Origin of the sequence: Lentzea californiensis, from assembly GCF_024648825.1 — a bacterium.
GTDB classification, from domain to species: domain Bacteria; phylum Actinomycetota; class Actinomycetes; order Mycobacteriales; family Pseudonocardiaceae; genus Lentzea; species Lentzea californiensis.
In genome coordinates this window covers 447,462-460,761 of the sequence record NZ_JANBBE010000007.1, presented here as the reverse complement: position 1 = coordinate 460,761, position 13,300 = coordinate 447,462, and the positions used below count along the sequence as shown (strand labels likewise).

General features: G+C 68.6%; 13 protein-coding genes. 4 read left to right on the top strand and 9 right to left on the bottom strand.

What is annotated here, in order from left to right; translation table 11 throughout:
- Nucleotides 1–621, bottom strand: a complete 621-nt coding sequence (locus LX88_RS26630) for an L-threonylcarbamoyladenylate synthase (protein WP_258950527.1) — start codon at nt 619–621, stop codon at nt 1–3.
- Between the two features lie 100 nt (nt 622–721).
- Here LX88_RS26630 and LX88_RS26625 point away from each other — a divergent pair, with 100 nt between their 5' ends.
- Together LX88_RS26625 and LX88_RS26620 are read left to right on the top strand one after the other, a co-directional pair.
- Nucleotides 722–2,368, top strand: coding sequence for a glutamate--tRNA ligase (locus LX88_RS26625; protein WP_258950526.1), 1,647 nt, complete (start codon nt 722–724; stop codon nt 2,366–2,368).
- 315 nt (nt 2,369–2,683) lie between these two features.
- A complete protein-coding gene (locus LX88_RS26620) occupies nt 2,684–5,287 on the top strand; it encodes a glycoside hydrolase family 3 protein (protein WP_258950525.1) in 2,604 nt (867 codons plus the stop codon).
- 62 nt (nt 5,288–5,349) lie between these two features.
- On the opposite strand, the gene LX88_RS26615 is transcribed toward LX88_RS26620, so the two are convergent.
- Nucleotides 5,350–5,904 (bottom strand): TetR/AcrR family transcriptional regulator, encoded by a 555-nt coding sequence (locus LX88_RS26615; protein ID WP_258950524.1) that lies wholly within the window; start codon nt 5,902–5,904, stop codon nt 5,350–5,352.
- 91 nt (nt 5,905–5,995) lie between these two features.
- On the opposite strand from LX88_RS26615, the gene LX88_RS26610 reads away from it, so the two are divergent.
- Nucleotides 5,996–6,775 (top strand): alpha/beta hydrolase, encoded by a 780-nt coding sequence (locus LX88_RS26610; protein WP_258950523.1) that lies wholly within the window; start codon nt 5,996–5,998, stop codon nt 6,773–6,775.
- On the opposite strand, the gene LX88_RS26605 is transcribed toward LX88_RS26610, so the two are convergent.
- Genes LX88_RS26605 through LX88_RS26585 form a run of 5 tightly spaced genes read right to left on the bottom strand, consistent with a single transcriptional unit; the run spans nt 6,772 to nt 10,514 of the window.
- Nucleotides 6,772–7,371, bottom strand: coding sequence for a YigZ family protein (locus LX88_RS26605; RefSeq protein ID WP_258950522.1), 600 nt, complete (start codon nt 7,369–7,371; stop codon nt 6,772–6,774). The genes LX88_RS26610 and LX88_RS26605 overlap by 4 nt on opposite strands.
- On the bottom strand, nt 7,368–8,435 hold the full coding sequence (locus LX88_RS26600; protein WP_258950521.1) for an ATP-dependent DNA ligase: 1,068 nt from the start codon (nt 8,433–8,435) through the stop codon (nt 7,368–7,370). The genes LX88_RS26605 and LX88_RS26600 overlap by 4 nt, the downstream gene beginning before the upstream one ends.
- A gap of 15 nt (nt 8,436–8,450) precedes the next feature.
- Nucleotides 8,451–9,560 carry an MAB_1171c family putative transporter gene (locus tag LX88_RS26595; RefSeq protein ID WP_258950520.1) on the bottom strand — a complete coding sequence of 370 codons (1,110 nt, stop codon included), beginning with the start codon at nt 9,558–9,560 and terminating at the stop codon, nt 8,451–8,453.
- Nucleotides 9,561–10,073: an ImmA/IrrE family metallo-endopeptidase gene (locus LX88_RS26590; RefSeq protein WP_258950519.1), complete on the bottom strand. Its 513-nt coding sequence runs from the start codon at nt 10,071–10,073 to the stop codon at nt 9,561–9,563.
- A gap of 3 nt (nt 10,074–10,076) precedes the next feature.
- A complete protein-coding gene (locus tag LX88_RS26585; protein WP_258950518.1) occupies nt 10,077–10,514 on the bottom strand; it encodes a helix-turn-helix domain-containing protein in 438 nt (145 codons plus the stop codon).
- 143 nt (nt 10,515–10,657) lie between these two features.
- On the opposite strand from LX88_RS26585, the gene LX88_RS26580 reads away from it, so the two are divergent.
- On the top strand, nt 10,658–11,047 hold the full coding sequence (locus tag LX88_RS26580) for a hypothetical protein (protein WP_258950517.1): 390 nt from the start codon (nt 10,658–10,660) through the stop codon (nt 11,045–11,047).
- 13 nt (nt 11,048–11,060) lie between these two features.
- On the opposite strand, the gene LX88_RS26575 is transcribed toward LX88_RS26580, so the two are convergent.
- A complete protein-coding gene (locus LX88_RS26575) occupies nt 11,061–12,302 on the bottom strand; it encodes a ThuA domain-containing protein (RefSeq protein WP_258950516.1) in 1,242 nt (413 codons plus the stop codon).
- A gap of 84 nt (nt 12,303–12,386) precedes the next feature.
- The gene (locus tag LX88_RS26570) at nt 12,387–13,223 is read right to left on the bottom strand and encodes a lytic polysaccharide monooxygenase auxiliary activity family 9 protein (protein ID WP_258950515.1); all 837 of its coding nucleotides are present in this window, start codon (nt 13,221–13,223) and stop codon (nt 12,387–12,389) included.
- Between the last annotated feature and the right edge of the window lie 77 nt (nt 13,224–13,300).

Here is a 13,300-nt window from a genome sequence, read left to right as displayed (position 1 = left end):
TCACTCGAAGCGTTCGGGGTCGCCCGCGCCGTAACGGATGATCTCGGCCTCGCCGCTCGAGAAGTCCACCACCGTGGTGGGCGTGGTGCCGCACTCCCCGGAGTCGATCACCGCGTCCAGCACGTGGTCGAGGCGTTCCTTGATCTCCCAGCCCTGCACGAGCGGCTCGGCCTCGTCGGGCAGCAGCAGGGTGCTGGTGAGCAGCGGCTCGCCCATCGCCTCGAGCAGCGCCTGCGTCACGACGTGGTCCGGGATGCGCGCGCCCACCGTCTTCTTCTTCGGGTGCATCATGCGGCGCGGCACCTCCTTCGTCGCGGGCAGGATGAACGTGTAGCCGCCCGGCGTGGAGGCCTTGACCGCGCGGAACACCGCGTTGTCGACGACGACGAACTGCCCGAGCTGGGCGAAGTTCTCGCACATCAGCGTGAAGTGGTGCTTGTCGTCGAGCTTGCGGATCTCCCGGATGCGGTCGATGCCGTCCTTGTTGCCCAGACGGCAGCCGAGCGCGTAGCAGGAGTCGGTCGGGTACGCGATCAGGCCGTCCTCCTGCAGGATCCGCACAGCCTGGTCGATGGCGCGCTTCTGCGGGTTGACCGGGTGGACGTCGAGGTACTTGGCCATGACGTGTGAGCTTAGGCCGATCACCGAGGGGCCAGCATTTCGGCTCGCGCACGTTGATAACCTGGGGGTACTTCTTTCCCTGGTTTGGAGACCCCTAGCGATGCTCGACCGTGCCGTCGTCGACGCCCTGTTCCCCTCGGACCTGCCGGAGCCGTCCCACTGGGAGGAGCAGTACCCGCCCCGCGGGCTGGGCGAAGGCGCGAAGGTCACCCGCCTGGGGCCGTCGCCGACCGGGTTCCTGCACATCGGCGGCCTGTACGTCGGCATGATCGACCGCGACCTGGCGTCCCACTCCGGTGGTTCGTACATCGTGCGCGTCGAGGACACCGACCAGGCGCGCGAGGTCCCCGGCGCCGTCGAGCAGTTCAACAAGGCGTTCAAGTACTTCGGCATCGAGCCCGACGAGGCCGACGCCGTGGGCTCGTACGGGCCGTACCACCAGTCGCAGCGCGAGCAGGTCTACCTGACGTACGTGCGTGAGCTGCTGCGCTCCGGCCACGCGTACCTGTGCTTCGCGACGAAGGAAGAGCTCGCGGACATCACCGCGCGTCAGCAGGCCACGAAGCTGCCGACCGGCTACTACGGCCGCTGGGCGATCTGGCGCGACAAGACGGCCGAGGACGTCCAGGCCGCTCTGGACGAGGGCCGCCCGTACGTCGTGCGCTTCCGTTCGCCGGGCAAGGCGGGGGAGCGGACGAAGTTCGTCGACGCCATCCGCGGCGAGCTCGAGCACGACGCCAACCGCAACGACGTGGTGATCCTCAAGGCGTCCGACCAGTCGCCGCGCCTGCCCACGTACCACTTCGCGCACGCCGTCGACGACCACCTGATGCGCGTGAACCTGGTGATCCGCGGCGAGGAGTGGATCTCGTCCGTGCCGACACACCTGCAGCTGTTCGACGCCCTGGGCTTCGACCGCGTCGAGTACGCCCACATCGCGCCGCTGATGAAGCAGCAGGGCGGCTCCCGGCGCAAGCTCTCGAAGCGCAAGGACCCCGAGGCGTCCGTCGAGTTCTTCATCGAGGCGGGCTTCCCGGCCCCGGCCGTCCAGTACTACATGCGCGGCCTGGTCAACGCCCGCCTGGCCGAGCTGCCGCTCGCCGAGGCCCTGGAAGCGCCGATCTCGCTCGCCGAGTGCGGCGTCGCGGGTCCGCTGGTCGACCTGGTGAAGCTCGACGACATCTGCGCCGACTACGTGGCCACCCTGTCCGGCGAGGAGATCATCTCGCTCGTGTCGGAGTGGGCGGAGACCTACGACCCCGAGCTGGTCACGGTGCTGGCCTCGGAGCGTGACGCGGCTCTGGCGGCTTTGCAGGTGGAGCGTGGCCCGGAGGTCGCGAACCCGCGCAAGGACCTCCGCAAGTGGGCGGACTTCCGCACCGCCTACGGCTTCTTCTTCCCGTCGCTGTTCCCGCTCGTGTCCGACCGCACCGACGAGCGCCTCGGCGGCCTGTCGCCCGAGCTGATCTCCGCGTTCGCCGCGGACTTCGCCGACGGCTACGCGGACCTGGAGGACGGCCAGGAGTGGTTCGGCCAGATCCGCGAGCTCGCCGCGAAGCACGGCTTCGCGCCGAACCCCAAGGAACTCAAGAAGAACCCGGACGCGTACCCCGGCTCGATCCGTGAGGCCGCGCAGCTGATCCGCGTGGCGCTGACGGGGTCGAAGGCGAGCCCGGACCTGCACGCCGTCGCCCGGACGCTGGGCACCGACGAGGTGCTGCGCCGGGTGCGCGCGCTCGCCGGCTGACGCACGCATTCGACGGCCCCTGGCTCCTGCGGGAGTCGGGGGCCGTTCGCCATCCAGCTGGAGGCGTGGCGGCGATCCGCCGCACTCGGTGGCCCCTCGGTTCCTGTTGGAGCCGGGGGCCTTTCGCTGTCCAGTTCGAACAGACAACCCCAAGAACCCACAGTGTCGCGCACGATCGTCACCCGACCGGCCCACTGCCGCACGCGTGAACGAACCCATCGGGCCGGTATGGGAGCTTCGTCCTGGGAGTTCCGGAAAAAAGTCGTGAGAGCGTTCCCATTGACGTGGACGTAACACGCCGTTGAGGATCGCGGCATGCATTGGAGAAGCACTCTCGCCGCAGTGCTGGGGCTGACACTCGCCGCCGGCACCACATCGGCGGCGGTCGCGCAGGACGCACAGCACTGGCCGTCGAAGCAGCCGGTCATCGGCCAGCCCAGGACCGAGCACGGCTGTGCCCGCATCGAGAAGTCCTTGCCCGAGCTCAAGGACTGGCCGAAGGTCGAGAGCCAGCTCAAGGGCGACCGCAAGGACGAGGCGCGTATCAAGGCGATCCTCGAGGACATGACGCTGGCCGAGAAGGTCGGTCAGATGACGCAGCCCGAGATCGCCGCGATCACGCCCGCGGACGTCACGACCTACGGGTTCGGCTCCGTCCTCAACGGTGGCGGTAGCTGGCCCGGCGCCAAGAAGAACGCGACGCCGCAGGAGTGGCTCGCGCTCGCGGACACCTACTTCGAGGCCTCGAAGCAGTCGCGCACCAAGATCCCCGTCATCTGGGGCATCGACGCGGTGCACGGCAACAACAACGTCTACGGCGCGACGGTCTTCCCGCACAACATCGGTCTCGGTGCGACGCAGGACCCGTGCCTCATCCGCGACATCAACGAGGCCACGGCCGAGCAGATTCGCGCGACCGGCCAGGACTGGGCGTTCGCGCCCACGCTCGCGGTCGTGCAGGACGACCGGTGGGGCCGCACGTACGAGGGCTTCTCCGAGGACCCGCGGATCACGCGCGCCTACGGCTACGAGGCCGTCAGGGGCCTGCAGGACAACGCGAAGAAGCGCATCGGCGAGGACGGCGTCATCGCCACCGCCAAGCACTTCATCGGTGACGGCGGCACGACCGGCGGCAAGGACCAGGGCGTCAACGCCTCGTCCGAGAAGGACATGATCAACATTCACGGCCAGGGCTACTACGGTGCTCTCGCCGCGGGTGCCCAGTCGGTGATGATCTCGTTCAACAGCTGGACGAACGACGTCATCGCCGAGGGCAAGGTGCACGGCTCCAAGTACGTGCAGACCGGCATCCTCAAGGGCAAGATGGGCTTCGACGGCCTGCTCGTCGGCGACTGGAACGGCCACGGCCAGGTCCCGGGCTGCACGAACTCCAGCTGTGCGGCGGCGATCAACGCCGGCCTGGACATCCTCATGGTCCCGAACGACTGGAAGGCGCTCATCACCAACACGATCGCCCAGGTCGAGTCCGGTGAGATCCCGATGGCCCGCATCGACGACGCGGTGACCCGCATCCTGCGCGTCAAGCTGCGCGCCGGTGTCTTCGAGGCCAAGAAGCCCTCGCTGCGTGAGCACGCGGGCGAGGCCAAGGCGTTGCAGCACAAGGAACTCGCCCGCGAGGCCGTGCGCGAGTCCGCCGTGCTGCTGAAGAACGACAAGCGCGTGCTGCCGTTGTCCAAGCGCAGCAAGGTCCTCGTGGTCGGCAAGAGCGCCGACAACATCGGCAACCAGACCGGTGGCTGGACGCTGTCCTGGCAGGGCACCGGCAACACCAACGCCGACTTCCCGAACGCCACCAGCATCCTCAAGGGCATCCAGGACACCCTGGGCACCACGAACGTCACGTTCGCCGAGACCGCTGACGGTGTCGACCCGGCGCAGTTCGACGCCGTCATCGCCGTCATCGGTGAGACGCCGTACGCGGAGGGCGTGGGCGACCTCGGCAAGCGCTCGTTCGAGGCCGCTCGCCTGCACCCGCAGGACATCGCCGTGCTGGACAAGGTGTCCGGCAAGGGCAAGCCGGTCATCACCGTCTACGTCGGTGGCCGCGCGCTGTACATGAACAAGGAGATCAACCGCTCCGACGCGTTCGTGGCCGCCTGGCTGCCGGGCTCCGAGGGCGGCGGCATCGCCGACCTGCTGATCAAGGGCCGTCACAACGGGTTCAGCGGCAAGCTGTCCTACTCGTGGCCCGGCGAGGCCTGCCCGGCGCTGCCCGGCGAGCCCGCCAAGAAGCCGCTGTTCAAGCTCGGCTACGGCCTGCGCGACTGGGAGACCGGCCGCGTCGGCAAGCTCGACGAGACCAGCCCCGGCGCCCTGTGCTCCGGTGGTGGCGGCGGCACCGCGACCGAGGACCTGGAGATCTTCAACCGCACCGACGTCGCGCCCTACCAGTCGATGATCGGTTCGGCGGAGAACTGGGGCGGCACCGTGGTCGGGCCCGACGGCCAGGCCTCGCACGCCGAGCTCAACGTCGTGCAGTCCGACGTCAACGTCCAGCAGGACGCGCTCAAGACGACGTGGACCGGCACCGGCCCCGGCCAGGTGTACCTGCAGAGCGCGGCGGGCAGCGACCTGCGCGGCTACGGCAACGCCAACGCGGCACTCCAGTTCGACGTGATCGTGCACCAGGCCCCGGCCAACCGCACGGTCATCAGCTCGCACTGCGTGTACCCGTGCATGGCCGAGATCGACGCCACGCAGGCGTTCCGCAACCTCCCCGTCGGGCAGAAGTCGACCGTCAAGATCCCGGTCTCCTGCTTCTCCGACAAGGGACTGGACCTGGAGAACATCAACACGCCGTTCCTCGTCTACACCGACGGCGCGTTCCAGGCCTCGTTCGCGAACATCCGGTGGGTGCCCAAGGCGGGCGCCGATCCGGACGCCCTGCCCTGCACGTAAGCGCATGCAGGTGAAGCGATAGACCTGCGCGCCCCCGCCGACACCCAGGCGGGGGCGCGTTCCTATGTGGACTCCAGCAGGAAGCGCGCCGCCTTCTGGGCCTGCCGCGCGGGTTCCGACGACACCGTGATCGCGGTGTTCGTCATCGCCCCCTCGAAGAGCAGGAAGATCGAGTCCGCCACCCACTCCGGTTTCCCCATGCCCGTGACCATCGCCGCGATCGCGCCCCGCACACCGGACTTCTGGTGGCGCACCACCGCCGTGACGCGGTCTGAGGACGGACCCAGCTCCGCGTAGGAGTTGATGAACGCGCAGCCGCGGAAGTCGGTCGTGCCGGACGAGTCCGCCATCCAGTCGAAAACCGCGAGGACCTGCTCCTGCGGCGTCACCGCGCGCAGCACGTACTTCATGGTCGCGGCGGTGATGGCCTCCTCCCGCCGGCGCAGCACCTCCTCGACGAGCGCGTCCTTGCCGTCGAAGAGCTGGTAGAGCTTCTTCAACGAGACGCCCGCCTCCGCGCGCAGTTCGTCCATGCCGACCGCGTGCGCGCTCTTCGCGTAGAACAGCCGGTCAGCGGCCTCCAGGACCCGCTCCCGAGCTTCTGTGTCCGTCGTCACCACCATCACCCCTTGCCACGGAGAACGCTCGTTCTCTACCTTAGCACCCATGCCGGAGAACGAGCGTTCTCCAGAACTGAGGGAGACGGAAATGTCGAAGATCGTGCTGGTCCACGGACTGTGGCTCACCTCCGCCAGCTGGAAGAACGTCGCCGAGCGGTTCGAGGCGGCCGGCCACGAGGTCCTCACCCCGACCTGGCCCGGCTACGGCGAGGTCGCCGAGATGCGGGCCCACCCGGAGATCGCGAACGGCCTCGGCGTCGTCGAGATCACCGACCACGTCGAGAAGTTCATCCGCGACCACAACGCGGAGGACGCGATCATCATGGGCCACTCGTTCGGTGGCCTGATCACGCAGAAACTGCTGGACAGGGGCCTCGGCAAATCCGGCGTCGCGATCCACTCCGCGCCCGCCAAGGGCACGCTGGGCCTGCCGTTCTCGTCCATCAAGGCCGCGTTCCCGGTGCTGAAGAACCCGGCCAACGCCAAGCGCAACGTCGAGCTGTCGCCCGCGGAATGGCACTACGCCTTCACGAACACCCTGCCGGCCGCCGAAGCCGAGGCGCTGCGGCAGCAGTTCGCGATCACCGCGCCCGGACGCCCGCTGTGGCAGGCCGCGACCGCGAACTTCAGCACGCACAACGCGACCAGGGTCGACCTGAAGAACCCGGACCGCGCGCCGCTGCTGTTCATCGCGAGCGAGGGCGACAACGTCGTGCCCGCGTCGATGAACCGCGAGAACGCCCGCCGCTACTCCGGCCCCGCGATCACCGAGATCAAGGAGTTCCCGAACCGGCCGCACTTCGTCATGGGCACGGCGGGCTGGGAAGAGGTCGCCGACCACGCCCTGAACTGGGCCGAGAAGTTCTAGCTGTCGAGGTCCACCGGCTCGCCCCTGATCGCGGTCACGGAACCGCCGGTCTGCGCGGCGAGCCAGACCTCGAAGTCGTCCGGGTTCTTCGTCAGCACGGTGAAGGTGACGTCATGGCCGTACTCGGTGTCCGCGACGTGGTACCCGGCCGCGCGCAACGCGTTCTCCAGCTTCCCCGCCTGATCGTGGTCAACGGCCAGAAGCACGCTCTCGTGGCGTTCACGGGTGAGCGTGCCGAGCGCGTCGATGGCCTCCGACACGGCCCGTCCGTACGCCCGGACCAGGCCACCGGCGCCGAGCTTGATCCCGCCGTAGTAGCGGGTGACGACGACGGCGGTGTCGACCAGATCCCGGCGCGTCAGCACCTCCAGCATCGGCACACCGGCGGTCCCGGCGGGTTCGCCGTCATCGGACGAGCGCTGGGTGTCGCGAGTGCGGAACGCCGTGCAGTTGTGCGTGGCCTGCCAGTGCTCCTTGCGGATCCGGGCGAAGAACTCCGACGCGTCCTGGTCGGAGGTGACGCGGGCGACGTGGCACAGGAACCGCGACCGCTGGATCTCGATCTCGTGCGTGCCGTCCCGCTTGATCACCTTCACGACTCGATTGTGCGCCTGCGCTGCTCTGCTTCACCGAACAGGGCGTCCAGTTCGGCGGGTGGCACCTCTTCCAGCTGCTCGTACGTGCACTCCAGAGGCGTCTTGTCCGCACGGAACCGCACCAGGCGTGCCGTGTGCCGGAACCGTCCGCCCTGCACGTGCTCGTACCGCACCTCGGCCACGCGCGTCGGTTGGAGCAGCACGACCTGAAGCTGCTTCTCGGGGTTCCACCGGCTGTTCATACCAGGACCCTCGTACGTCGCCCACGCGCTCCACGGGTGCTCGGCCGGGTTCAGCAGCGGCTTCAGCTCCTCGACCAGTTCCCTCCGCCGCGCCGCGGTGAAGCTGCTGGCCACGCCCACGTTGTGCAGCTCGCCGTCCTGGTAGAGCCCGAGCACCAGCGACCCGACCGTCTCGCCGTCCTTGTGCCACCGGTAGCCCGCGACCACGCAGTCGGCCGTGCGCTCGTGCTTGACCTTGAACATCACGCGCTTGTCCGGCTCGTAGACGCCGTCCAGGGCCTTGACCATCACACCGTCGAACCCCGCGCCCTCGAACCGGGTGAACCAGTCCTGCGCCACCTCGGGGTCCGCTGTGGACGGTGTCAGGTAGACGCCGGGGACCTCGGTGACGACCTCCTCCAGCATCTTGCGGCGTTCTGCCAGCGAGAGCCCGGTGACGTCGTCATCACCGCAGGCCAGCAGGTCGAACGCGACGAAGCTCGCCGGCGTCTCGACGGAGAGCTTGCGGACGCGCGACGCCGCCGGGTGCAGTCGCAACTGGAGCGTGTCGAAGCTCAGCCCGGCGGGCGTGACCAGGATGATCTCGCCGTCCACCACGCACCGCGGCGGCAGCGCCTGCTTCAGCAGCTCGACGACCTCGGGGAAGTACCGGGTCAGCGGCTTGTCGTTGCGCGACCCCAGCTCCACCTCGTCGCCGTCGCGGAACACGATGCAGCGGAAACCGTCCCACTTGGGCTCGTACGCGAGTCCGTCCCCGCGCGGCAGCGAAGGCACGGACTTCGCGAGCATCGGTTTCACCGGCGGCATCACGGGCAGGTTCACATGGGGACCATAAGCTCAGCGGAGTGCCGCCGCGAGCTTTTCGAGTTCCCGCACGTCGGCGTCCATGCCGTCGTCCTCGGGGATCGCGAGCGCGATCGGCCGCCGCATCGTCACGGCCCCCGACCTGCGCGTCTCGAGCCCTGCCCGCAGCCGTTCGGACAGTGGCAGCTCGCCGGGCGTCTCCGCGACGTACGGGCTGATCCGCACCAGTCCGTCCCGGCACTCGATCACGCGCCGGTAGTAGCGCCGGTGCACGCCTCTCAACGACACCGCGTCACGGCGGGACGGCACGCGGTGCAGGGCGTCCTCGGGGAACGACTGGTGCAGCAACGTCCACAGTGGAGCGAGGCGGTGGTACGCGCGCAGGTGCCGCAGCCACAGCCTCGTCGCCGCGAACCGCATCGCGGCGATCGGGTAGATCACGCCGACGACGCACAGGAGAACGCCTGGCAGCAGGAACCACACGGCGGTGGTCAGCAGCCAGCGGGGGAGCGGTTCGCCGAAGTAGCGCGAGACGTTGGAGGACACGAAGATCGCGTCGGCGGGCACCAGCAGCGCGAGCCCGGTCGAGGTGATCAGCAGGCCGCGGCGCAACCGGGGCTCGGCGCCGCGGGCGTACCGCCGCGCCCACACGAACATCGTCGCGAAGCCGTAGAGCAGATAACCGTTGCCCAGCGCGTAGAACACCGTGATCGCGAGGACGCCGGTCGGGCCGCCGCCCAGCGAGTTCGGCACGCGCGCCGCCGCCACCCTCAGGTCGTCCGGGATCGCGAGCACCGCCCACGTCATGGCGCTGATGCACAGCGCGAGCGGTGCGAGCTGGAGCAGCGCCTGCCGCCGCGCGCCGGTGTCGTCGAGCGCGGAGAAGATGAAGAAGCAGATCAGGCCGTACACGCCGACCTGCAGCATCGAGTGCTGGATCAGCTGGCAGACCATCGGGTCGAGCCCGAGGAACCACCGGCCGGCGGCTGCCGAGCGCCCGAACGGGTAGCCGATCGCCCAGCCCGCCACCAGGACGGTGACGCTGCGCAGACGCGGGTCGGAAGGTCTGCGCGCCAGCAGGTAGAGCACGACCGCCAGCGCGGAGAACGCGACGATGCCCTGTGTTTCCTTGAGGTACTCCACCTACAACCACCCCAGACGGTCCGCGAGCGACTTCGACATGCGGCGTGCGGGGCCCTCTGAGGCCCGCGGCGCGACCTTGTCCAGCACCGACGCCCATTCCAGAATGATCGTCGCGACCGTCTCGGCCTCGCGCTCGTGGTCGGAGTCGTAGGAGGTGCGCCGCAACGCCCGCCGCACCGCGTCCGGTTCGAGGTCGGGGTAGAGGCCCGCGAGCAGGTCGTCGTCCTGCTGGTCGCTCGTGTGACCGGCCAGCAGGTGACCGAGCTCGTGCAGGATGATGTGGTTCTGGTGCGCCTTCGACGTCTCCTGCTGGTACAGGATGTAGTCGGCCTTGGAGGTGGCGATCCACACGCCGTACGGGCCGGGTACCGGGATCGGGTGCGCGATCAGCCGGATCGGCTTCCCGCGCTGGTCACCGACGCGGCGGCAGAGCTCCTCGACGTCGAGCGGCGGCTGGATGTCCAGCTCGTTCAGCAGGCGGCGGCACCGCTTGCGCAAATCTCGTTCGGCCACGAGTCATCCTTCGCCGCGCTCGGCCTGTTCCTGTCGGTAGACCACGTCGAGCAGTTCCATGACCAGGCGGCGGCGGTCCGGTGACAGTTCCCCCGCGCGCATCGCCATGAGCTGCGCGTCGCTGCCCGAGGCGATCTCGTTGAGGCGCGACTGCTCGTCCTGCAACGACTTCAGCTGCTCGTCGACCCGGTCGGTGACCTCGTCGTCGAAGAAGTAGCTCACGGGCACACCGAAGAAGCCTGCCAGTGCCTGCAGGTGCTTGAACGTCGGGTTGTCCTTCTTGGCCTTGCGCAGCTGCCAGATGTAGCTCTGGGAGATGGTCACGCCGGTCTCCGCGATGGCCGCCGCGACCTGTTCGTTGCTGTACTCCTGGCCTGACCTGGCGGTGTGCCGGGCGAAGAGGTGGTTGAGCTTGTCAGCCAGGGACCGTTCCCCCGCCATTGCCGCCTCCCCGTCGCACGCAGTGAGCGTCTCCACTCATGGAAAGGGCTATCTGGGTGAGTGGATTTTCACCAGTTGAAAGCCCTCCAATGGCCAACATAGACTCACGACCGTGCCTGCCTCAACTTCGGAGGATCTGGGAGATGGCGCTTGCTGAACGACAGGGGTCGTTCCACCGCTCGGTGATCGACGTCGTCTACAAGACCATGGACCAGCTCGCCCGGACCGACTCGCCTCACCAGGTCTTCGAACTGCGCGAGCAGCTTCGCGACGCCCTGCCGTGGTGGCGGGGGCTGCTGCGGATGCACGAGCCGAACGAGCGGAACCGGTGCAAGTCGTGCCGCGCCTGGTACGGGCGGCACCGCGCGTGGCCCTGCCCGGTGTGGCGGGACGCGGTGCAGGCCCTGCACCAGCTCAACGACATGTACGGGTTCCTCGGCGCGACGCACCCGACCGACCCGATGCCGGGGGAACGGGTGGTCGTGAGCGGTTCCGGCCGCCTCGACGACCAGAACCGCCCACGGTCCTCCTAGCCGATCGGCACGATCAGCCGATCTTGAAGCTCTGCGCCGCCGACCCGTTGCAGGTCGCCTGCACCAGCTGGACGCCGTCGGCGGAACCGGCCGGCGCCGACAGGCACTTGTCCGAGTGCCGGGCCGTGATCGTCGAGTAGCCGTCCGCGCCCGTGGTCACCCGCCACTGCTGGTTGGTGCCGCCGCCGTAGGCCCAGAGGTGGATCCCGGCGTTGTCGGCGGTGGACACGTTGCTCACGTCCAGCACCTTGGCCGAGTCGTTGCGGTACTCGACGCGGAAGTAGCCGTCGGTCGTCGCCACCGCGCGGAAGTTCTGCGCCGTGGTGCCGTTGCACGCGTACTGCTGGATGACGGTGCCGTTGTTCAGGCCCGCGGCCGCGGCGTCGACGCACTTGCCGTTGCCGCGGTTGACGACCGTCTTCCACTCGCCCTGCGGCGGCGGGGTGCCGCCACCGCCCAGCCACAGCAGGCTGTCGACGAGGAAGTTGTTCTGGGTGGCGCTCGCGAACGTGGACGACAGCGGCCGGTTCGCCGCGTAGTCCATGGCGTTGTGGCCGAAGTTCGCGTAGATCATCTTGTAGTTGTCGTTGGTCCACATGATCGGGTAGTAACCGCTGCGCCACGTCTGGTTCGGGTCGGTGCCGAGCGGGAAGCTCGACGGGTCGACGCTCGCCAGGATCTGGATGTCCGGGTTCTGCCGCAGGTCGCGGTCCCAGCTGTACCACTCGCTGACCGCCGACGTGAACTTCTCCGGCAGGCGCAGCGTCGAGGGGTGGGTGCGGGTCTCGACCTTCAGCACCGCGGTGGTCGGGCCCCACGTGTTGCTGACGAAGTTCCCCTTGGCCAGGAACGTGTTGTGGTACCACGGCCACTCGTTCGCGTTCTGGGTGAACGCGCTGACGTGGAAGCCGAAGAACCCGCCACCGGCCTCGACGTAGCGCTGGAAGCCGGTGCGTGCCGCGGCCCCGGTGGGCGCGTCGTCGAGGAAGACCACGACCTGCGCCTGGGCCGGGGTGAGGGTGGTGAGCCGGTTCCAGTCACGGGTCGACTCGTAGGTGAAGCCGTTCTCCTGGCCCGCGCGGGTGAGCCAGGGGTTCGCCTCGTTGACGAACGCGATGTGCGCCGCGTCCCAGGTCCCGTTGTAGAAGGCGAGGACTTTGAACGGTGCCGCCTGTGCCGTGCTCGTCGCCGTGACAGAGACCGGGACGAGCGTGGCGGCGAGCATTGCCAGCAATGCCAACAGTTTTCGAGCCATTCGGGTACACACCTCCGTATAGCAGGGGTTGCGCGCCCGAAGATCATCGTAGGGAAGGTCTAGACCTGTTGGGGACCGGGACGTTCACAGAATTCTTCTGCGCCACAACAGGAACCCGCCGAGCACGGCGAGGCCGCCCAGAGCGGCCACCACCGCCGATATCCCGAACCTGGTTGCGCTCGAAGGAGGTTGTTCGGCACTCGACGCAACGGGAACGGGTCGCGGGATGCTCGAGCTCGCGGCGGACGGCTTGGCCGACGGTGCCGCGGAACTGGTCCGGACCGGCGCTTTCGCAGGTGGCGCGGCGACGGCGGGTGCGGGCTGGGCCGCCGGTGGTGCGGGCTTCGCGAGTGCCGCGATCTCCACGTCCGTGCACGAGTAGTAGGTGTCGGGCGTGTCCGTGTTCTGCCAGACCGTGTAGATCAGATGGCGCCCGGTGCGGTTCTTCGGCAGCTGCACCTTGAACTCGTAGGAGCCGTTGACGAGCGGGGGAGAGGGCACGTTCAGGAACTGGTCCAGGTCCGCCCACCGCAACGGCCGGCTCGGCGTGTAACCGTCGCGCGTCACGTAGAACCGGAACGAGCCCTGGTGCGGGATCGTCGCCTTGTACGTGAAGTCCGTGCTCTTCAGCTTCGTCGCCGGCCAGTCGGCGGACGGCAGGTCCAGCCCGCCGTACCTCGCGAGGCCCGCGCTGCACAGAGCGCCGTCCGGAACCTTCTGCGCGTCCTGGCCGCGCACGTCCGGGAGCCGGATGTTGTCCCACTCCTTGGACGGCAACCCCGCCGCGATGGCGCTGCGGCAGGGCGGGGATGATGCTGTTGGCTGACCTGGCGAACACAGGAAAGCCCTGCTCGCGGGGTCGGTCGGCGCGCCATGGGCGTGCGCGGGAACCACAGAGAGCATCATGAGCAGCGATAGCACGCCCAAAAGGCGAAACACCGGTACCTCCCCTGTCCTTCTAGGGGTACGCGTGCCAGACCCAAGTCGTTCACGGAAGA